We start from the raw sequence: 20,051 nt of genomic DNA, 5'->3' as shown, positions 1-20,051 counted from the left end.
GGCAAAGCACGGTCTTCTCACTTTTTCAGGTGCGCAGCGGTGGGCTCAGCAGGTTACCTCGTGTGAAATGCCCAATCACGGCCCAGACCGGCTGCTCGGGGTCCACACGTTTCCGGTAGGCCAATGCCGCACCGGCCAAAATATTCAGACTCGAGCCGAGCATGCTCGGCCACTGCTTTGGGCGGACCAAGATGTCAGGGTCGAGACGGAACGCGTGCTGTACCGCCTGCTTGTACAGCCAGTGCGCGTGGATTTCCGGTACCCGGCGAAACCAGCGGCGCACCGTCGAGAGGGGCCGGCCCATGTGGGCTGCGATCGTGCGGTACCCGCTGCCTGCAGCCTTGGCCGCCAGCGCAGTCCCGATGACCTCGAGGGTGTCGGCCCGGCGGACGGACAACGCGGCCGGCAACAACACTTGGGTACGGCCGCAACCGGTGCAGCGGGCGCGTCGTGGCCGCACGGTCAGCCGCGCACCGCCCAGGCCCCGCACGGCGCGGGTGCGGGCGTGCCCGTGGGGGCGCAGCTGCGCCGAACAGCGCGGGCAGGGTATTTCCCCTGCCAGCAACGCTGCCTCGTCCCGATGGGGGCTGCCCACGATCATCATCGTGCCCGCTCCTGCTCGTTTGCCAAACACTCATGCCAGTGACTCTTGTCTACCATGCCGGCTCCTGGGAAGGGGCCACCTCGTGTTGAACATCCACCACCGGCAACGGACAAGTCACTTCACCACTGGCCGACCGGACAGGTTCACCGTGACGACATGGCCGCGGCACGCATCAAGCGCCAATCAGAATGAGAGGCCTGGTCGTCACGATGACGCCGCCAATGAACCCTCGACTACAGTGGCACCATCGTCACCCACAATGACCAATGCATCTTCAGAAAATGCGACGCGTAACACGCCCTGTCGGAAACTGCACTATCGACACTGCCCACGCTGTGTCCTGGTATCCTCGCCCTGACCGCAGCTTCTGCACTAGCGACCGGCCACGCGCGGACGGCGACGACCCGCTCAACTGCCTGTGGCACAGTGGCCGCGGCACGCAATTCAAGTCCGTGACGCGCGAGTCTCCAGGCAAGACTCGCATCGAGGTCGATCTTCGGCTTCACCATCACACCGTACCCCAGCAACTTCCGCGGTGGGGTGGAAACCAACGGGTGGTGCGTCAGGCACAGTGGTCAATAGGGCGCGCGTCTTGGCCTGCGCCGTGAAACGAAATTCCACTGATCGCTGCACATACCAACTTGTCGCGGCGATCAGTGGCCGGTCACACCGTTTCCTACTGCAGGACAACCGAACGCCTCGGGCGTCTCATAGTGAAACGCTATTGTCTGAATAGGGCGGGGCCTTCCAAAAGCCGCCCCCCGCTGGCCCATTCAGCCCAGATTCAGGCGCGACCATTTATCCACATTAGTCATTGGACATTAGTTGATCTGCAACCAAAAGCTAGGGACAGAAATGCCCGGGATACCGAAGCATTCCGGGCATTTCTTGCGGTCTCGACCGAAGTGGTTCTAAACATTAAACCTAAACTCCACCACGTTCCAGTACAGACCAACCTCCGTCCGTGCCTAGCAGTCCCCGATCAGTACCCGGCCAGGACAGTCGGATCCTCCACGAACCGTAGCGCAATTTCGAGTTCCTCACGCGCACCGACGAGCCGGTGACAGTACCCCTGCAACAGCCGGGGCTTCGCGTCAGGGAGTGGCGAAGCGTGCAGCGATCGTACGAGCGGCTTCCTCGACAACTCGCGACTGCTCGTCCTCGGTGATCGACCATGTACCGTGCATGAAGCGCGGCCAGAAGATCGCAGAGGCGATCATTCCCAGGAACTGCGTGGAGACCAGATCCGGATCGACGATATCAGCAGTTCCCGCCGTGTGTGCGTCTCGCAAGTAGCGTCCCAGCGCCTCGAGCACGGGCAGCGTGCCGAAGTCGAAGGTTCGCTCACGCAGCTCGGGGAACTTGGGTGATTCGGCGATCACGGTCCGCATCAGGGCAACCATGTGGGGACGAGCCAGCAGTTCCGCGTAGGCACCCCCGAGCGCTACCAGGCCGTCGCAGAGGCCTCCGGCCGGGATGTCACCGGGCTCCGGACCAGGCGACCTCCCCGCCGCGAGCACTGTTGCCTCGAACAGCTCGGCCTTCGTCGGGAACTGCTTGAAAAGAGTCGCAGTGGACACCCCGGCACGCCCGGCGACGCGTGCCATTGTCGTGCGGTCGTACCCGGACTCCATGAACAGCTGCGTGGCCGCGACGAGGATCAACTCCCGGTTAGTCGCGGCCACCCCACGGTGGTAAGAGGAGCGTCCACGTGTCATCCTGCCAGTGTCGCATATATGCGAGCCCCTTGACTCGTCTCCACTCGTACAACATACTTCGATATAGGTGAGTTTCCTGACTCACCTCTATGATCGAGGAGCGCACCATGGCCAAAGTGATCGTCCATTCAACCATCACTCTTGACGGATTCATGGCGGAACCAGACGGTGGTGTCGACTGGATGTTCGGCCGGCCCTCCGCGCCCGAGGATGACGCCGTCGTCCAGAAGGTCATGAGCAGGATCGGCGCGGTGGTCGGAGGAGCGAACAAGACCCTGACCATAGAGGACGGCGAGATCCCCTACGGCGGCCTGCTGAATGTGCCGGTCTACCTCATGACCCACAGCGCCCACGAGCCGATCGAACACGACGGCGTAACGTACATCTTCGTAGTCGACGACATCGCGCAGGCCGTCAGGCTGGCAGCAAGGGACGCCGGTGACAGGTGGGTCAGCCTACTTGGAGGAAGCATCGCGCGGCAGTGCCTCCGACTCGGGCTCGTTGACGAGCTTCACCTCGATGTTGCACCGGTCCTGCTCGGCGACGGCATCCCGCTGTTCGCGGGCCTTGGCAAGCGCATAGAGCTGGAACGACTCGAAACTTCAGCCTTCGCGAGCGAGACTCACCTTCGCTACCACGTCCTCAGCTAGACAATATGAGGTGACCGCCAGTGGTCCCACGCAGCGCTACTCGAGGCAGCCCATCAGCGAGAGATCACGTCGCGCCGATCCCTGCCGCGCTCGGTCGCTGGCCACAGGGGCGGAGATCTGCTGGCGGCGGCCGTGAGACTCTGCAGATTCGGACGACAGCCCTTCATGACCGACCGCCGGCGTCCGGACCGTCAGATGTCGTCACACGTTAAATCCAAATTCCACCGAGTTCCGGTACGTAGCAGCCTTTCCTGCGACGGGCATAGCGGTCTCAGCTTGCTGAGACCGACTGAATGTATCCACTGATCACCGGCAGGTCGACGATCATCGTGTCCCAGACCGCACCATAGTCCGTGCCCTCGTAGTGATGCGCCAAGCGGTCCCGCATTCGCTTGATCAATGACCATGGCACTTCGGGATGCTGGCCGGTCGTGGCGTCGCTCAGACGAGCCACATTCTCGCCAATCTTGATGATCAATGGCTCTGCGGCCAGGCCCGGAACGTTGTCAGGGTCCCCGAGGTACCACTCGTCGCCTCGTGCTACGAGATTCGCACCGACGCTACATAGCCGGACAATTTCCGTCAGAGCCACATCATCCCGCTTGTTCATACAGCGACAGCCGTCTCCAAGATCTCATGACCGGCATTCAAGCCGCCGTCGGTCATCACATCAACTTCGACACCGAGCAAATCGCTCGCGTCAGCAGCGAACGCCGCGACCGTGAGCAACCCTGTGCCGGGCGATCGGGTGACCAAAATGTCCAGATCGCTGCCAAGGCTGTCTGTGCCACGAGCCGCTGAGCCGAAGACTCGGACATTGTCGAAACCATACTGACCTGCAAGGCTCACAAGGTCAGAACGGCGCGCAGCGAGTGCTTCATGAGGCAGTGGCCGCGCGGCCGCCCGTAGGCGCTCGAGCATCTGACCCGAGACGCTGCGCCGCCCTGCCTCATAGGCAGCAACATTCGGCTGAGCAACCCCGGACCGTCGGGCGAGCTCTGCTTGGCTCAAGCCGGCAGCCTTTCGAAGCGCTCGAACTGGATTCACCATGCGCCAATTATATCGCATGATATGACTTTAGTTACAGACCGAACGATTCGGCAGCAACCGCTCACGCGGGCGCAGCCATCGTCCTGCGAGCAACGCACGATCAGCGCGGCCCGGCGACTTCTTTCGTTCTGGCAGGCCCATAGGGGCGCTCGCCCGCCACGAGATTGATCTACATCCGGTCCCGAAGTTCCATGCGCCGCAATGGTCTGCAGCGTCGGAAAATCCTCCTGGCTCAGACACTCAACCGGACTCAACTACACGTTGGAGCGGAACTCCACCGCATCGCGGCACATACCAACCTCACGCGACATACCGTTTTTACTCTTCCGGTCAGCTCCTGGCCGCGGGCACCCGACGGATCAGTCGTGCAACCACCTGACATATCAGAGCGGTGGGCAGGAGCAATGTGACGCCGTTGACCGTGTCACGAAACCGCAGCTCGCAGCCGTCCCGCTGGAGTTCTCGACGCGCCAGGAGTGCCCCGGGAAGCATAATCGGCAAAGCCGTCGCAACACCGGCGGTGTAACCACGCTGCGCGACTAAAGCGCCAAGGTGAGTCACGACGTGGGCTTCCAGCCCGGCAACGACAGCCCGATACATCGCCGACTTACCGGTGGAGTGCACGCCGCGGCCACAAGCCACCGACACCAGAATTCCCATCAGACCTACGACGATCCACGATTGCTGCGGCGTGATCCTGAGTTGTTCCACACCAGTGCGATCCACGAGACGATCGCAAGATGCAGGAAACGCGAACGCCTCCTCGAGGTCGTGGATTATCCACGCCGTAAAAAGCGCCGTCGGCCCCTTCCAACTCACAACTCAGCCTTCCCCTCACGCATCCAACCCGGATGAATCTGATGGCAGACGCACACGCCCACCAGCATCATTTCACAGCCGACAGAGTGTTTGAGGCCATGCGACCGAGAGGTTGAATCGGAGTTCGACTAGACATTGAAGCGGAATTCCACCACGGTCCGGCACGGAGCAACCTTTCACACGGTCCGCGCGCGGTTCAGCGTCGCTCGCATGGCCGGGAATCGATTCAGCTCGAATCCTTCTCGCTCATAAATGCGCCGCCCGCCGTCAGTCGCCATCAGTTCAGCCCTGTCGACACCTGCCTTGCGCGCCCAAGCCATGACGGCGGCGAACGCGGCACTTCCATGTCCCGATCCTCGGTGCTCGGGCAAAGTGCACACGTTGCTGATCAACACATCTCGACCGGCGGGGCACGTGGGCGAAGGAGCGGAATCTCGGATAGCTCCGACCGCTGCCGCCACGACATCGCCATCCACGTCGACGACGAAGATGGCGTAGTCAGGATCCTCAACACGAACCGCGAACCAGGCGCACGCGGAATCTTGTCACGGAAGAGAGTCCACATCTCCCGCGCCCATCGCGCGAAACATCTCTGCTCGCAGGACGACCAGGGCGGAAACGTCCTCGATGCTCGCCGGACGGACCGACAACACCCCAGTATCGACTCGCACTCTCATGCGACCTTCAGCGGGGTGATCGCGGCAACCTTGTCCTTCGACGCGTGCCGCTCGAGCCGTAGCTCATAATTCGACTGCAGGTTCATCCAGAACTCCTCGGAAGTCCCGAAGTAGCGCGCCAGACGGATGGCCGTGCCAGCCGTAATTCCGCGCTTGCCGTGCACGATCTCGTTGATGCGACGGGGCGGAACGCCGATCGATACGGCAAGTTTGTTCTGTGTGATTCCGAAACCCTCGATGAAGTCCTCCATCAGGATCTCTCCTGGATGGATCGGCTCAATCAGGTCGGCCTCAGTGGCAGTCAACGAGTTCGACATCGTCCGCACCTCCCTCTCTCCAGACAAAGCAAAGACGCCACTGCGCGTTCACCCGAATGCTGTGCTGCCCACGACGGTCGCCGACCAGCCGCTCCAACCGGTTCCCCGGTGGGATCCGGAGATCCTCGATATCCTTCGCCGCGTGGATCAGTTCGAGCTTCCGCAACGTCGCTCGCTGCACCGTCCGGTCGACACGTTTGACGTACTGCTCATGCCAGATGCGCCCGGTGTCCTTGCTGCCGAACGATCTGATCACACGATCAGCGTATAACGAGATGCGTCAATAACGCTAGACGTTAAAGCGTAACTCCACCACGTCGCCGCACGTACCGACCTCTCGATCCCGGAGGCACAGGGGGCCGCCCCTCGCGCACGCGATTCGTCGCTTTCGCGCGAGTCGCCTGGCCGACCCGTCATGTCACAACCAATTTCATGGGCCCCCCATCAGAAGACGGGGGTTCAAAGTGGTCAAAGTAGGCCGCAGCAGTCTCCGGGTTCAAGGCGAAGTCATCGCCGTGCGCGTGGGCGCGGGCGGCCACGCGTTCCAGGCACGTGGTCCGATCCGTTGCGAGGTACATCGTCTCCGGGACAATTCCGTGCGGCTCCAGGAGGCGACGCCAATCGTCGCGCATGGCCCGCGACCAGAAGGAGAAGTCGAGAACGGCATCACGTTCTTCGCCTATGAGTTCAAACAATCGACGGCGGAGGTGGTCCTCCACATCGCGGTGTGCATCGTCAGACAACGGCATGTGTCGGATACCGCGATCCCACGCCTCCTGGTCAAACGAAAGCCTGACCATGCCATCTGCCTCGAGGCGGCACGCCATTGTCGATTTCTCCGACCCTGCGGGGCCGCACATGAAGACAACTCGCGCCACGACCTCACCCCAACGCCAGACGCCATATTCCGTCGTTCTGGTACACACCAACCTCTCAATGGTCACCACGCGCGACCGCGCAGGTCGACGTCACCGCCAGGCCAGGAAGCAAGCCGGTGCTCGATGGGCAGGACGAGCAGCGGTTGCCCTGGCGGGTCGAAAGCTGGCCTCCCGGCACGGCCGATCGAACGCTCCCCAGCGAAGATCCGAGTCCATCCGCATGCAGTGTAGAACGAGACCACTTCTTCACGACACCCGAGATAGCCGAACGCAATGCCACCCGCATCCGCCATCGACTCTGCCGCACGGTTCATCAGACGGCTACCCAGTCGTTCGCCTCGCGCGAGGTCGGACACCATTACGCCGCCCACGCCTGCAATGACAATCTCACGATCTCCGACACGGATGGCACGTCGCGCCCACCCGACATGGCCGACAGTCTCGCCGCCTTGCCGAGCGGCGATATGGAAGTCATGCGGAGCATAGCCATACGGCAGATCCGGATCCCAGTCCCCAAAGCCCTGCTGGTACTCAGCATCAAACAGTCGGCGAAGCCTGGTGACGTCGTCTGCTGTCAGATCAGAGTGTGCAACGACATCGATCGCAAGCCCGGCCGCGCGTCCTCCAACCGACGTTCGCCGCAACCTCACCTATAGACCTCTCGGCGATGACCGACCCGCAGCACCAGGACGACCAGTTCATCATCCTGGACGTCGTAGACGATTCGGTAGTCGCCGACGCGAATGCGGAGCTCGCCGTCACCACCCTTTAGCTGGATGCATCCAGAAGGACGCGGGTCAATGGCGAGCGCCCCGATCGCATCGAGCAGTCGACGGGCCGTTGGCTTATCGAGCTTCCGAATGACCTTCGCCGCTGAGGGAACATAACTGATCGAGTACTGCATCGAGCAGGCTCAGAGGCCGAGCTCGCGCATGAGCTCCTCGTGGGAGACTCGTCCCTTTTCGTTGCGGCCCTCGGCGGCACCGCGGACGTCAGCCTGATCCTCCAGCGCCTCCAGCGCGCGGTCGAAGAAATCGGGCGACACGACGACAGCGCGCCGCCCAGCGCCTCGCGAGGTGATCTCGACGGGACCGCGCTGCGCGGCAGCGATGTAGTCGCTCTGCTGGCTGCGGAACTGGGATAGGGTCACGGAAGTCATGAGCCAATAGTACAACTTGTACAAGTTGTACACAAGCGGCCGGTGTGCCAGCCCTCTAGACGTTGAACCTAAACTCCACCACGTCGCCGTCGTGCATGACATATTCCTTGCCTTCAATGCGGACCTTGCCCTTGGCCTTCGCCTCATGCATGGAACCGGCCTCCATGAGGTCGTCGAAGTGGACCACCTCGGCCTTGATAAAGCCACGCTGGAAGTCGGTGTGGATGACGCCGGCGGCCTGGGGGGCCGTGTCGCCCTGGCGGATGGTCCAGGCACGCGTTTCCTTGGGACCGGCGGTCAGGTAGGTCTGCAGTCCGAGGGTGTGGAAACCAACGCGGGCCAGCTGATCCAGGCCGGATTCGTCCTGGCCGTTCATTTCCAGCATTTCGCGGGCCTCTTCTTCGTCAAGTTCCACGAGGTCAGCCTCGAGCTTGGCGTCCAGGAAAATGGCGTCGGCGGGAGCTACGAGCGCGCGCAGCTCTTCCTGACGCTCCGGGTTGCCCAGCACCGCGTCATCGACGTTGAACACGTAGATGAACGGCTTGGCCGTCAGCAGGCTGAGTTCCTGCAGGTGCTCCAGCTCAAGCTTGTCGCTCTTGATGGAAGAGAAGATGGTGTCGCCACGTTCGAGGACCGTCTGGGCAGCCAGGATCGCCTTCAGCTCGGCGGCATCACGCTGCTTGAGCTTGACAGCCTTTTCGAGGCGCGGGATGGCCTTTTCGATGGTCTGCATGTCCGCCAGGATCAGCTCGGTGTTGATGGTTTCCATGTCGGAGCGGGGATCAACCTTGCCGTCCACATGGATGACATCGGGGTCGTCAAAGACGCGAATGACCTGGGCGATGGCCTCGGCTTCGCGGATGGTGGCCAGGAACTTGTTGCCCAGCCCCTCACCTTCCGAAGCACCCTTGACGATGCCCGCAATGTCGACAAACGACACCACGGCAGGCAGCAGGCGCTGCGATCCAAAGACCTCGGCGAGCTTCGCCAAGCGGGGATCGGGCAGGCTGACGACGCCAACGTTGGGCTCGATGGTGGCGAACGGGTAGTTCGCCGCGAGCACGTTGTTGCGCGTCAGTGCGTTGAAAAGAGTTGATTTGCCGACGTTGGGCAGTCCGACGATGCCAATAGTAAGAGCCACGGTATGTGATTCTACCGGTTATGCACAGCTCGTGCCGCCCCGGCTGATTTGGGTCCCGCGGATGGCTCCGGGAACGACGTCGGCGCTCCGGCATTTGCCGCGATCGGAACCACCTGCGTACCTGCTGGGCGGACGTGAATCCCAAAATGTCAGTGCCTCGTGCGAAAGTGGTCCCATGAACGGAATCGGGTGGCTTGTAGCCGTATTGATGTTGTTGGTCGGGGCTGTGCTTGGCGCTGCCGCGGTGGCGTGGGTGCTGCTGCGCAGGCTGCGCGGGGCCAGCGAGGAGGCTGATGCCGCCCACGAACGGGCTGCTGCACTGAATACAAGTTTCGCGGCGGCCGACGCCGAACGCAGGCTGCTTGCCTCGCAAAACCACGCCTTGGCAGCACAGCAGGGCTCTGATTCAAATGTGTTGCAGGCGCTGGGCCCCGTGTCGGAGAAGCTCAGTGCCGTGCAGCGCCAGGTCGCCTTGCTGGAACGCGACCGCGTCGAACAGTATGGCCAACTCGCAGAACAGCTCCGCGAGGCCAAGGACGCTGACGCCAAATTGTTGGCCACCACGTCCTCACTGGCGTCGGCATTGAGGTCAAACAGTGCACGCGGCAAGTGGGGCGAAGTCCAGCTGCGCCGCGTCGTGGAGGCTGCGGGCATGCTGGCGCACGTGGATTTTGACGAGCAGGTCCACACAGCCACCGACGACGGCGTTCACCGCCCCGACATGGTGGTTCGGCTGCCCGGCGGCAAGGAACTCGTTCTGGATGCCAAGGTCCCATTGACATCGTTCCTCAACGCGCACGACGCCGGCACACCGGATGGCGTTGAATCACAGCAGCACCTGGCCCGGCACGCAAAAGCCGTCAAGGCCCACATTGATGCCCTGGCCGGCAAACAGTACTGGGCATCGGCGACAAACTCCCCTGAACTTGTGATTTGTTTTGTCCCTGTGGAGTCCATCCTGTCAGCAGCACTGTTGGCCGATCCGGGGCTCCTGGACTACGCAATGTCCAAGAACGTGGTGCTGGCCTCGCCCATCTCGCTTATGGCCATCTTGAAGTCCGTGGCCTTCAGCTGGCGCCAAGAGGTGCTCACTGAAAGTGCCAAGGAACTCTTTGAACTTTCGGCCCAGCTGTACACGCGGCTGGGGACCATGGGGGAAGCTGTCTCGGCTGTGGGGGTGTCGCTTAAAACAAGTGTTGACCGCTACAACAAACTGGTGGGGACGCTGGAAGCCCGGGTGCTTCCCACGGCCCGCAAGCTCAATGCCCTGGATCCAAAGTCACTGGAGTCCCCCGCACAGGTGGACGCTGTGCCGCGAATCCTGACGGCCCCTGAATTCAACGAGGCGGCCGGGGAACTCGACGCTGCGAGCTGACCGCAGACAGCGGAATGGCCCGGACCACGCGGTCCGGGCCATTCCGCTGGTCACACCGGGGAAATCAACGCAAGTTTGAGCTCTTGATGCCCTTGTAGCTGGGATCGCCGGCGGCCTTCATAGTCGCGCGCAGTTCCTTCGGCAGGGAGAACAAGATGTCTTCTTCAGCCGTCACCACTTCGGCAACATCGCCGTAACCGTACTCGGCCAGCAGGTGCAGCACGTCCTGGACCAGGATCTCGGGCACGGATGCGCCACTTGTCACACCGACAGAGGCGACGCCCTCAAACCAGGCCTCGTCAATTTCGTTGGCAAAGTCAACACGGTGTGAGGCCTTGGCCCCGTATTCAAGCGCCACCTCCACCAAACGGACGGAATTTGACGAGTTCGCCGAGCCCACCACGATGACCAGGTCCGCCTGCGGGGCGATCTCCTTGATGGCCGACTGGCGGTTGGTGGTGGCGTAGCAAATGTCGTCGCTGGGAGGGTTCTGCAATTTGGGGAACCGCTCGCGGAGAATATCGACGATCTCCATGGTCTCGTCGACGGACAAGGTGGTTTGGGAGAGCCAGATCAGGCGGTCGGGGTCCGTTACCTGAACGGTCCGCGCCTCTTCCGGATTGTTCACGATGGTGGTGCTTTCCGGCGCTTCACCGTAAGTGCCTTCCACTTCCTCGTGGCCTTCGTGGCCGATCAAGAGGATGTGGTTTTCTTCCCTGGCAAAGCGGACTGCTTCCTTGTGCACCTTGGTCACCAAGGGACAGGTGGCATCGATGGTGCGCAGGCCGCGGTCGGCTGCCGACTGCACTACGGCCGGTGAGACGCCATGGGCGGAAAAGACCACCAGCTCGCCCTCGGGGACCTCGTCGTTTTCCTCCACGAATATGGCGCCCCGGGCTTCGAGGGACGAAACGACGTGGACGTTGTGCACAATCTGCTTGCGCACGTAAACGGGTGCCCCGTGGTGTTCAAGTGCTTTTTCCACGGCAATGACGGCGCGGTCAACTCCGGCGCAGTAGCCGCGCGGAGCCGCGAGAAGCACCCTTTTTTCACCCGTCACAGGGGCGGCTGCAGCCACCTCTTCGGGCGACCTGCGACGGCGCGGAACGACGGGCATGGGAACGGAAACGGCAGTGGTGCTCATACCCACCATCCTACGTGGTGCGCCCGCGCCTAACCATGAGGGCTGCCACACCCACCAAGGCCACCACTCCGGCGGCAACAAATGTTGCGTTGATGCCGCCCTGCCAGCTCTGCCTGGCCAGGGCGCCCAACTCCACGCCAAACTGCTGCGCAACCTCGGGCCCCACGGCGAGGTTGGCCAGGATGCTTTCGACAACACCGGATGCCAGCAGCCACAGCAACGCCACCACGGCGAGTCCGGCCCCGGCAAGGAAAACTGTCAGTGCCCGACGTCGTGCCACCAGCACCGCAAGGATCAGAAGTCCGACGGCGGCGAACGCCAACCAGCCGCTCCAGCCTGCCAGCGTGGACACCGCGGGCAGCAGCTTGGCGGCCTCCGGCTGCTCAAGGCTGACAACGACGTCGTCGGGCGTGGGCAGGGTGAGACCGAGATCCGTGCCGACGTTAGCCGCTATCAGGCCAACCAGCGGGGCGATGTCGATCAGGATGTCACCTTGGACGTCTTTGTTGCCGGCTGCGTCGAAGGTCAGCTTGTGGCTGCGGCCCAGCGTGTCGCTCCAGGCCTGTGCATAGCCGGGATCCGTGTAGATGTTGCGCGCCTTGGAGCTGATGACGGCGGCGGCGAGGTCATTGAGCTGGGGCGGCAAATCCAGTGACGCAGCCGCCTGGTCGGCGGCCATGGCTGACAGCCCCTCCTGGAACGCCTTGTTGCCGCCAAGGGGGCCGGCCAGCTCCACAAACCCGGCCTGGTCAACGACGTTTTTTTGCATCCACAGGGCCGGCCCGGCCACGGCTGCGATCAACAGCGCCACAATGACTAGAAGAGCAGAAGCAGCAGTACGCATGGACCATCCCAAAAAACAGCAGAAATTCCCGACAATGAAGTCCAACATTAGTGCATGCCTGTGGATGGCGGTGCGCGGGTGTCAGTGCGTGAAGCTAGAGTTATTTCAAGGCCGTACGGTGCGGCCCGGCCGGGCACCTCAGAGCAGGCACCCAAACTGGGGACCCACAGTGGACCCGGCCGAACACCCAGAGCAAAGGACGGCGGCACGGTTATGGCGGACACCCCGGAGCGGAAGGTCCTCGCACCAACGGCGGCCGAGACCACGCCCGACAACCCGTGGCCGCTGCAGCTGCTGAGCCAAAAGCTCAAGAGCCATATTGAAAAGGCCCCGCCCGCGTGGGTTGAGGCGCAGGTGATCGAGCTGAACAAGCGGGCAAATGTCAGCTACCTGACTCTGCGCGACATTGACGCCGAAGTTTCGTTGAGCGTCACCTTGTGGGGCTCCGTGCTGAACCGTTTGGAGGCGCCGATCGAGCGCGGCTCCCGTGTGGTGGCCCAGCTCAAACCCGATTTTTGGCTCAAGACCGGCCGCTTGTCCATGCAGGGGCAGGACATCCGGCCCGTGGGCTTGGGCGACCTGTTGGCCCGCATCGAGCAATTGCGCCAGGCCCTGGCCGCCGAGGGACTCTTTGACCCCCGGCGCAAGAAGCCGCTGCCACTGCTGCCACACCGGATCGGGCTGATCACCGGACGCAATTCAGATGCCATGAAGGACGTGCTGCGCAATGCCGCGCTGCGCTGGCCCGCCGTGGAATTTGAGGTCCGTGAGGTTGCCGTCCAGGGCGTCAACGCCGTCACCGCAGTCATCGGCGCGCTGGCCGAGCTCGATGCGGATCCGCGCGTCGACGTCATTGTCATTGCCCGCGGCGGCGGCTCGCTCGAGGACCTGCTGGCGTTCAGCCACGAGTCGCTTGTCCGGGCCGTGTCCGCCGCGCTGACCCCCGTGGTCAGTGCCATCGGCCATGAAGCGGACAGGCCACTTCTCGATGAGGTCGCCGACCTGCGCGCCTCAACCCCCACCGACGCGGCCAAACGCATTGTGCCCGACGTCGGGGATGAATTGCGTCGGGTGGATCAAGCCCGCAGCCAGCTCAACCGACGGATCCAGGGTCTGCTTGATCGTGAAACCGAGCGGCTGGCCTACCTGCGGACCCGCCCCGTGCTGGCCAATCCGATGGTCATGCTCACAACAAAGTACGACGACGTCGCAGCCGCTCGCGGGCGGGCCCTGACGGCTGTGCGCACCCAGGTGGGACGACACACGGACCAGCTGGCCCACCTGCGCGCCCAGGTCCGGGCCCTTTCCCCGCAAAAGACCCTTGACAGGGGGTATGCGGTCGTTCAGCTGGCTGACCGCACCATCGTCAGGGACCCCGAGCAGGTGGCCGATGGTGCACCCTTGGGAATTCGTGTGGCCGGCGGCGACTTTACCGCCACCGGAACCACCGGCCTCCACTCCACGTCCGACGGCTCCCCAGCCACCACCCCAGCAAAGGATCCAGCATGAGCCCCGCCAATGCCCCCGCCTCACCCACCTCGCCCACGGACGTTGCAGCACTGAGCTACGAGCAGGCCCGTGAACAATTGATGAATGTCGTCAACCAGCTCGAGGCCGGCAGTTCCAGCCTCGAAGACTCCCTGGCCCTCTGGGAGCGCGGCGAGGCCTTGGCCAAACGCTGCGAAGAGTGGTTGGAGGGCGCCAAGGCCCGCCTTGACGCCGCCAGGGCCAACGACGACCAAGCGCGTCCGGAACTCTGACAACACCGTGAAGCAAATGCAGTGAAGCAGGAAATCCAGGTCGGCGGCCGCAAACGAACGTTTCTGCTGATCACGAACGGGCAGGCTGCCGTGGCACAACGAATCGCCGCAGTCCTGATTGTCCTGCACGGATCAAACCAGACGGGCCAGTCCGTGCGGGCCTTCGCCGGAAACAGTTTTGACCGGCTGGCGGCCGCCGGCCGGGTGGCAGTGGTCTACCCGGATGGTTTGAAGAAGCGGTGGAATCACAACAAGCCAGGCCATGGCGCCACCGACGATGTTGCCTTCCTGGCGGCACTGGCCGACCACTTCCATGCCAGCTTCGGCCCGGTGCCGGTGATCGTGGTTGGTTTCTCCAATGGCGGGCAGCTGGCCATCAGGCTGGTCCACGAAATTCCCGCCAAGCTCCATGGTGCCGCCATTGTGGGTGCCACACTGCCCCGGCCAGGCGGACTGGTCCTTGCCGACAAGTCCCTGCCCCTGCCGGTGATGCTGGTCCATGGCACTGGCGACTTCGTGGTGCCCTACGGCGGTGAAGGCTGGTTCGCCAGTCTCCTTGGCGGCCGGCGCGGGCCGTCCGCCTTTGACACCGCCAAATATTTCGCTGCCCGCAACAACATCACGGCGGAGCCGACAAGCGTGGTTTTGCCACACCGCAGGGAAAGCGGCAAAACCTCTGTCACACTCACCCGCTTCGAACAGGGCCCGCGGCCACCGGTGTGGCTGTACACCGTCGTTGGCGGCGGCCATGTGGTGCCGAACCGCCACCGCAAAGCCATTTTTGTTGCGGGCAGAACCACCCAGGACATCGGCACCGCCGAGGCCCTGGCCGAGTTCTTTCCTGTTCTGCGCGGCTGACCGGGCCTGCAGCAACGGCCCAATGCTCAGGTGCCCCGCCCACATAATGTGGGTTAGATGACGGCGTCTTTCAACCTGGCGCGTTCCTTGGCAAGGTCGTAATTGCCGGCCGGCCACTGCAGGTTCAGGCCGCCCAGTGCCTTGATGAGAATTTCCTGGACTGCCATGCGGGCATACCATTTCTTGTCGGCCGGCACCACGTACCACGGCGCATGCCCGGTGCTGGTCTTGTCAAAGACACGCTGGTAGGCCTCCATGTACTCTGGCCAGAACTTGCGTTCGTCCAGGTCGGTGGGACTGTACTTCCAGTACTTGGTGGGGTCCTCCAGCCGCGCCGCGAGCCTTTGCAGCTGCTCTTCGGGGCTGACGTTCAGCATCACCTTCACGATGGTGGTGCCGGCTGCAACCAGTTCAGCTTCGAACTCATTGATGGCTTCGTAGCGGCGTTCAAGTTCCCCGGCATCGGCCCAGCCGTGGACCCGGTGGATCAGCACGTCTTCATAATGGGATCTGTCGAACACACCAAACATGCCGGGCGTGGGTGCCGCAGGGCGCACCCGCCACAGAAAATCGTGGGCCTTTTCCTCGTCGGTTGGCGCCTTGAACGTTGTCAGTTTCACGCCTTGCGGGTCAACCGCACCCACCACATGCCCCACAATTCCGCCCTTGCCGGCGGTGTCCATGGCCTGAAGAATCAGCAGGACCGACTTCTTTCCGCCAAATCGGCTTTCCGCGAAAAGCTGCTCCTGCAACTGTGCGATCACCGGCGCCCGGGCAGCGAGGGTGTCGGCGCCGTCGGCCTTCTTGCCCGAAAATCCGGGAGCCGCATTGGTGGGCTGCTCCGCGAGGGAGAATCCGGGGCCGGCCGTCAGCAAATCGGCCGGGTGTTCGGTAAATCCTATTGGCAATGACATGGTGGGCCTTTCCCTAGGGTTTGTACGTGCTCAGGAATTCCGCAATCCTGCCGATGGCCTCTTCCAGGTCCAGGACGTTGGGCAGGGTCACCAGCCGGAAGTGGTCGGGGCGGATCCAGTTGAAGGCTGTGCCGTGTGAAATCAGGATCTTTTGGGATTCCAGCAGATCCAGGGCAAACTTCTCGTCGCTCTTGATCGGGTAAACGTCCGGGTCAAGCTTCGGGAACAGGTACAGCGCCCCCTTGGCCTGGTTGGTGCTGACGCCGGGGATCTCGTTGAGCATCCGGTAGGCGATGTCCCGCTGTTCCTTCAGCCGGCCGCCGGGGAGGATCAAGTCCTCGATGCTTTGGTGCCCGCCCAAGGCGGTTTGGATGGCGTGTTGGCCGGGCACATTGGCGCACATGCGCATGTTGGCCAGCAGGTTGATGCCTTCAAGATAGTCCGCGGCACGCGCCTTGGGGCCTGAAATGGCGAGCCAGCCTGCACGGTACCCGCAGATCCTGTAGGCCTTCGACAGGCCGCTGAACGTCATGCACAGCACGTCGTCGCCGGTGATCGTTGCGGTGTTGAGGTGTTCCGCACCGTCGTAGAGGATCTTCTCGTAGATCTCGTCCGAGAACACCACCAGGCCGTGCTTGCGGGCCAGGTCCACCATGGCCTGCACAATGTGGCGGGGGTAGACGGCGCCGGTGGGATTGTTGGGGTTGATGATCACCAGGCCCTTGGTCTTGGGCGTGATCTTCGATTCCAGGTCCTCAAGGTCCGGCCACCATTCGCTGTCCTCGTCGCACAGGTAATGCACCGGGCGCCCTCCGGCCAGGCTGACGGAAGCCGTCCACAACGGGTAGTCGGGGGTGGGGACCAGCACCTCGTCGCCGGTGTCCAGCAAAGCCATGAGGGAGAGCGTGATGAGCTCGCTGACGCCATTGCCCAGGTACACGTCGTCGACGTGGATGTTGTGGATGCCGCGCGTTTGGTAATACTGCACGACAGCGGTCCGTGCCGAGAAGATGCCGCGGGAGTCGCTGTAACCCTGGGCATGCGGCAGGTGGCGGATCATGTCAACCAGGATGGCGTCCGGCGCCTCAAATCCAAAGGGGGCCGGATTGCCAATGTTCAGTTTCAGGATCCGATTGCCCTCGGACTCCAACTTTTGGGCCCGTTCCAGCACTGGCCCGCGGATGTCGTAGAGAACATTGTGAAGCTTGGTTGACTGCTTGAATTCTGCCATTTACCCAATATGGCACAGCTGCCCGGCGTTTGCTTCCGCAACGTGCCCGCCGGCGCAGGCCAATGGCTAAGAACTGGCCTTGATCAAGCCTTGTTGCACCAGCCAGGCGGTTGCCACCTCGGACATATCACCGTAGTGGCGGTCCCGGGACAGCCGGTTGAGATTGCTCAGTTGTTCGGTGCTCAGTGCGGCGCTGACCTTGTTCAGGACGGTCTGCACCTCGTCCGGCACGGCAGCCTCCGCCACCAGTGGGACAACGTTTTGGCTCAAAAACAAGTTCTTGGGATCATCCAGCACCACCAGGGAGTTGTCCTCAATGGCGGGGGATGAATTCTGCATGTCGGCAAGCTGAATGTTGTCACGCAACAGTGACCACCAGATGCTCTCATCGCTGACGTCGGGGGTTGCCTGCAACGGGACATACTTCTTTGGCACGCAGTTGTAGTCGCCGCCCAGGCCGGGAAGGCCGCGCGCCTTGGTCTTGAATTCCGCCGTGCCGCCCATGGCCAGCTTGCCGCACACCTTGGCCAGGTCGCTGAGGCTCTTGAGCTGGTACTTCTCCGCGGTCACCGCGGTGACAACCAGTGCGTCTCTTTCCTCGGCCTTTGCCGGCTCCAGCAGGACGACCCCGGCCGGCAGCGCTTTTTTCAGGTCGTCGATGACGTCGCTGGCGCCTGTCGCTGTGGCCGTGGGCGCTGCTTCGGTCAGGGCAAGACGGGAATAGGCCGGCACAATGTCGACGCTGCCCGACTCCACGCTTGACACCAGCGCCCCCTTTTTGACCGGCGCATCCGCAACAACCGCCTTGACGCCGGCGGCGTTCAACGCCGCAGCGTAGGCGTGCGCCAGCAGCGCGCCTTCCTGCGGGTTCACGCCGTCGGGCACTTCCGGGATCCCCACTGTCAGCGGCGGCTCTCCCGGGAACTGCGAGGCGCTGGGAATGCTGTCAATCGGTTCCGGAGTGCACGCCGTGGCTGTGCAGACCAGCAGCAGCGCCAAGGCCAGTGCGGCAAGAATGTTTCGACGCACCGTGATCCCTTCCCAAAATACTGTTGCCGTTACCCCAAATCCTCAACATACGTTACCCCGACACTGCCCAAAAGGGGTTCTTCGTGGAGTTCGGCATGTGTTCCGCCGTGTTCCAGTTCGAGCACCACAATCTCGTTGACTCCGGTCTTGAGCAGCGGGCCGGGGACGTAAAGCGCCACCTGCGGACCCACCTCCCAGAGGCGTCCAAGCAGGAAACCATTGACCCAGACCATGCCCTTGCCGAAACCAGGCAACGCCAGATAAGTGTCAGCGGGCTCCACGATGTCCAGTTCCCCGTGGTAGTAACCGGGCTCCGTCGGGCCGCAGTCATCCGGAGCACCGGCGGCAAGCAGTTCCGGCAGCGGCCTGTCCAAATCGATGGCCCGCTGTTTCCAATGAAAAACGTAACGCTGGTTGACCAGGACGCCGTCGAGAATCCCCTTGCCCTGGCCAAAGCAGGGACCGTAGTTGATGCGGCCCTGGTTTTCCACGAGGATCTCCAGTGCGGCCAGCCCGCCGCCGGTGGTCACCTTGAGGCCGACTGCACCGTTGGCGTCGGTCAGGACTCCTGCGTAGTTGTTGTCGATCCACACATAGGCCCTGTCGTGCAGGCCCCGGATCCTGATGGTGGCCTCACCGGCGGGCAGCACGGCCTTGGCGCTGTAATGCACGAGTCCGCGGTCAAGACCCAATTTTTCAAAGGACAGCGGCTTGACACTTGAGACAGCCTCAAATGAACGGGTAAAGTCCAGCAGCGGGGTCCCGCGGGTCAAGGCGACAGTGCGGGCCGGGATCACGGGGGCGGGACGGGCCAGATGTGCAGGGACGGGTGTCGGTTCTCGTCCCGCCGCCGCAAAGAACACCTCACGCATGGCGTGGAATTTCTCGGTCAGCCGGCCGTCCTCGGCGATGGGTGCGTCAGAGTCGTAACTGGTGATGGTCGGCTGCATGGCACCGTCATGGTTTGCCCCGGAGAACAAACCAAAGTTGGTGCCGCCGTGGGCCATGTAGAGGCAGATCGAACCGCCAACATCGAGAATTTTACCGGCTTCTGCGGCGGCTTCCGCTGCGCTGCGGGTGTGGTGGTCTTCGCCCCAGTGGTCAAACCAGCCGTTCCAGAATTCAACATTGAAGAACGGTTCACCGGGTCGCCGGCGCGTCCAGACAGCGTCCGCTTCGGGGCCGCGTGAGCCCAGGGTCGCCGTCGCCCAGGTGTCCGGCAGGGTGCCGCCGTCAAGGAAATAGTCCGTGCCGCCGTCGGCCGTGAACAAGATTTCTGTGATGCCGCGCTCAAGCAGGGCCCGGCGGTTCCAGCGCAGGTATTCCTTGTCGTCGCCGTAGCTGCCGTATTCGTTTTCGATTTGGACGGCAATCACTGGCCCACCGTGACGGGCCTGGAGTGGTTCAATGACGGGCAGCAGGTGGTCGAACCACGCCTCAACCGCGGTGGTGAACAACGGGTCGGACGAGCGCAGCACCATCTCGGGGTTGGAGATTGCCCAGGCCGGGAAACCGCCGTTGTCCCACTCGGCACAGATGTAGGGACCTGGCCGGACGATGACATCCAGCCCAGCTTCCCCGGCCAGGGTGATGAAGCGGGCCAGGTCCTGCCAACCGGTGAAATCAGGGGCGGCATCCTTGTACGGCTGGTGGAAATTCCAGGCCACGTAGGTGTCAAGGGTGTTGACGCCCAGCGCCACGAGCCGGTCAATCCTGTCCTGCCACTGGTCCGGATGGATCCTGAAATAGTGGACGGCCCCGGCGATGATGCGGTGCGGCACACCGTTCCGGAAGAGTTTCCGGTCGGCATAAGTCAGCGCAGGGGCAGGTGCCGCCGGGCCGGTTGCGGGACTTTCAAAAGTCTCGGGATGCACGGAGGTACC

At 62.9% G+C, this 20,051-nt stretch carries 23 protein-coding genes and 1 pseudogene; 5 read left to right on the top strand and 19 right to left on the bottom strand.

All coding sequences use genetic code 11. From position 1 onward, the window contains the following. Window positions 1–25: 25 nt before the first annotated feature. Complete coding sequence (locus ACT3TS_RS15550; protein WP_444532426.1) at window positions 26–595, bottom strand: transposase; 570 nt, start codon at window positions 593–595, stop codon at window positions 26–28. A gap of 1,103 nt (window positions 596–1,698) precedes the next feature. Next, window positions 1,699–2,289, bottom strand: coding sequence for a TetR/AcrR family transcriptional regulator (locus tag ACT3TS_RS15545; protein WP_444532425.1), 591 nt, complete (start codon window positions 2,287–2,289; stop codon window positions 1,699–1,701). Between the two features lie 140 nt (window positions 2,290–2,429). On the opposite strand from ACT3TS_RS15545, the gene ACT3TS_RS15540 reads away from it, so the two are divergent. Further along, window positions 2,430–2,972 carry a dihydrofolate reductase family protein gene (locus tag ACT3TS_RS15540; RefSeq protein WP_444532424.1) on the top strand — a complete coding sequence of 181 codons (543 nt, stop codon included), beginning with the start codon at window positions 2,430–2,432 and terminating at the stop codon, window positions 2,970–2,972. 271 nt (window positions 2,973–3,243) lie between these two features. Here ACT3TS_RS15540 and ACT3TS_RS15535 read toward each other — a convergent pair whose 3' ends face one another. The 11 genes and pseudogenes from ACT3TS_RS15535 to ychF form a co-directional block, all read right to left on the bottom strand. Next, a complete protein-coding gene (locus tag ACT3TS_RS15535) occupies window positions 3,244–3,582 on the bottom strand; it encodes a HepT-like ribonuclease domain-containing protein (protein WP_444532423.1) in 339 nt (112 codons plus the stop codon). Further along, a complete protein-coding gene (locus ACT3TS_RS15530; protein ID WP_444532422.1) occupies window positions 3,579–4,022 on the bottom strand; it encodes a helix-turn-helix domain-containing protein in 444 nt (147 codons plus the stop codon). Before ACT3TS_RS15530 ends, ACT3TS_RS15535 begins: the two co-directional genes overlap by 4 nt. A gap of 330 nt (window positions 4,023–4,352) precedes the next feature. Beyond that, on the bottom strand, window positions 4,353–4,841 hold the full coding sequence (locus ACT3TS_RS15525; RefSeq protein ID WP_444532421.1) for an HXXEE domain-containing protein: 489 nt from the start codon (window positions 4,839–4,841) through the stop codon (window positions 4,353–4,355). Between the two features lie 176 nt (window positions 4,842–5,017). Next, window positions 5,018–5,341 (bottom strand): annotated as a pseudogene (locus ACT3TS_RS15520) (GNAT family N-acetyltransferase); the annotation flags it as partial. Between the two features lie 173 nt (window positions 5,342–5,514). Then, on the bottom strand, window positions 5,515–5,835 hold the full coding sequence (locus tag ACT3TS_RS15515; RefSeq protein WP_444532420.1) for a HigA family addiction module antitoxin: 321 nt from the start codon (window positions 5,833–5,835) through the stop codon (window positions 5,515–5,517). After that, the gene (locus tag ACT3TS_RS15510) at window positions 5,810–6,091 is read right to left on the bottom strand and encodes a type II toxin-antitoxin system RelE/ParE family toxin (RefSeq protein ID WP_444532419.1); all 282 of its coding nucleotides are present in this window, start codon (window positions 6,089–6,091) and stop codon (window positions 5,810–5,812) included. Before ACT3TS_RS15510 ends, ACT3TS_RS15515 begins: the two co-directional genes overlap by 26 nt. A 157-nt stretch (window positions 6,092–6,248) precedes the next feature. Next, window positions 6,249–6,695 (bottom strand): AAA family ATPase, encoded by a 447-nt coding sequence (locus ACT3TS_RS15505; protein ID WP_444532427.1) that lies wholly within the window; start codon window positions 6,693–6,695, stop codon window positions 6,249–6,251. 80 nt (window positions 6,696–6,775) lie between these two features. After that, window positions 6,776–7,363, bottom strand: a complete 588-nt coding sequence (locus ACT3TS_RS15500) for a GNAT family N-acetyltransferase (RefSeq protein ID WP_444532418.1) — start codon at window positions 7,361–7,363, stop codon at window positions 6,776–6,778. Further along, complete coding sequence (locus tag ACT3TS_RS15495; protein WP_444532417.1) at window positions 7,360–7,617, bottom strand: type II toxin-antitoxin system RelE family toxin; 258 nt, start codon at window positions 7,615–7,617, stop codon at window positions 7,360–7,362. Before ACT3TS_RS15495 ends, ACT3TS_RS15500 begins: the two co-directional genes overlap by 4 nt. 9 nt (window positions 7,618–7,626) lie before the next feature. Then, on the bottom strand, window positions 7,627–7,872 hold the full coding sequence (locus ACT3TS_RS15490) for a type II toxin-antitoxin system prevent-host-death family antitoxin (protein ID WP_444532416.1): 246 nt from the start codon (window positions 7,870–7,872) through the stop codon (window positions 7,627–7,629). Window positions 7,873–7,927: 55 nt separating this feature from the next. Beyond that, window positions 7,928–9,013: a redox-regulated ATPase YchF gene (gene ychF, locus ACT3TS_RS15485; RefSeq protein ID WP_444532415.1), complete on the bottom strand. Its 1,086-nt coding sequence runs from the start codon at window positions 9,011–9,013 to the stop codon at window positions 7,928–7,930. 175 nt (window positions 9,014–9,188) lie between these two features. Here ychF and ACT3TS_RS15480 point away from each other — a divergent pair, with 175 nt between their 5' ends. Beyond that, a complete protein-coding gene (locus ACT3TS_RS15480; protein WP_444532414.1) occupies window positions 9,189–10,388 on the top strand; it encodes a DNA recombination protein RmuC in 1,200 nt (399 codons plus the stop codon). 64 nt (window positions 10,389–10,452) lie between these two features. Here the strand turns inward: ACT3TS_RS15480 and ACT3TS_RS15475 are convergent, their stop codons facing one another. Both ACT3TS_RS15475 and ACT3TS_RS15470 read right to left on the bottom strand, forming a co-directional pair. Continuing rightward, the gene (locus tag ACT3TS_RS15475; RefSeq protein ID WP_444532413.1) at window positions 10,453–11,532 is read right to left on the bottom strand and encodes a 4-hydroxy-3-methylbut-2-enyl diphosphate reductase; all 1,080 of its coding nucleotides are present in this window, start codon (window positions 11,530–11,532) and stop codon (window positions 10,453–10,455) included. A 10-nt stretch (window positions 11,533–11,542) separates the two neighbouring features. Continuing rightward, the gene (locus ACT3TS_RS15470; RefSeq protein ID WP_444532412.1) at window positions 11,543–12,376 is read right to left on the bottom strand and encodes a hypothetical protein; all 834 of its coding nucleotides are present in this window, start codon (window positions 12,374–12,376) and stop codon (window positions 11,543–11,545) included. Between the two features lie 213 nt (window positions 12,377–12,589). On the opposite strand from ACT3TS_RS15470, the gene xseA reads away from it, so the two are divergent. From xseA to ACT3TS_RS15455, 3 genes are read left to right on the top strand one after another with little or no spacing between them, the layout of a single operon-like run. Continuing rightward, window positions 12,590–13,885 carry an exodeoxyribonuclease VII large subunit gene (gene xseA, locus ACT3TS_RS15465; RefSeq protein ID WP_444532411.1) on the top strand — a complete coding sequence of 432 codons (1,296 nt, stop codon included), beginning with the start codon at window positions 12,590–12,592 and terminating at the stop codon, window positions 13,883–13,885. Further along, the gene (locus ACT3TS_RS15460) at window positions 13,882–14,136 is read left to right on the top strand and encodes an exodeoxyribonuclease VII small subunit (protein WP_444532410.1); all 255 of its coding nucleotides are present in this window, start codon (window positions 13,882–13,884) and stop codon (window positions 14,134–14,136) included. The genes xseA and ACT3TS_RS15460 overlap by 4 nt, the downstream gene beginning before the upstream one ends. A 21-nt stretch (window positions 14,137–14,157) precedes the next feature. Then, on the top strand, window positions 14,158–14,994 hold the full coding sequence (locus tag ACT3TS_RS15455; RefSeq protein ID WP_444532409.1) for an alpha/beta hydrolase family esterase: 837 nt from the start codon (window positions 14,158–14,160) through the stop codon (window positions 14,992–14,994). A 53-nt stretch (window positions 14,995–15,047) separates the two neighbouring features. Here ACT3TS_RS15455 and ACT3TS_RS15450 read toward each other — a convergent pair whose 3' ends face one another. The 4 genes from ACT3TS_RS15450 to ACT3TS_RS15435 form a co-directional block, all read right to left on the bottom strand. After that, a complete protein-coding gene (locus ACT3TS_RS15450) occupies window positions 15,048–15,908 on the bottom strand; it encodes a polyphosphate kinase 2 family protein (RefSeq protein ID WP_444532408.1) in 861 nt (286 codons plus the stop codon). 13 nt (window positions 15,909–15,921) lie between these two features. After that, window positions 15,922–17,139, bottom strand: coding sequence for a pyridoxal phosphate-dependent aminotransferase (locus tag ACT3TS_RS15445; protein WP_444532407.1), 1,218 nt, complete (start codon window positions 17,137–17,139; stop codon window positions 15,922–15,924). A gap of 66 nt (window positions 17,140–17,205) precedes the next feature. Continuing rightward, window positions 17,206–18,168, bottom strand: a complete 963-nt coding sequence (locus ACT3TS_RS15440; protein WP_444532406.1) for a glycine betaine ABC transporter substrate-binding protein — start codon at window positions 18,166–18,168, stop codon at window positions 17,206–17,208. Between the two features lie 29 nt (window positions 18,169–18,197). Then, a complete protein-coding gene (locus tag ACT3TS_RS15435; RefSeq protein WP_444532405.1) occupies window positions 18,198–20,042 on the bottom strand; it encodes a glycoside hydrolase family 35 protein in 1,845 nt (614 codons plus the stop codon). Between the last annotated feature and the right edge of the window lie 9 nt (window positions 20,043–20,051).

The sequence above is a fragment of the Specibacter sp. AOP5-B1-6 genome, assembly GCF_052376555.1.
Lineage (GTDB): Bacteria > Actinomycetota > Actinomycetes > Actinomycetales > Micrococcaceae > Specibacter.
This window is presented reverse-complemented; position numbering and strand designations above follow the sequence as displayed.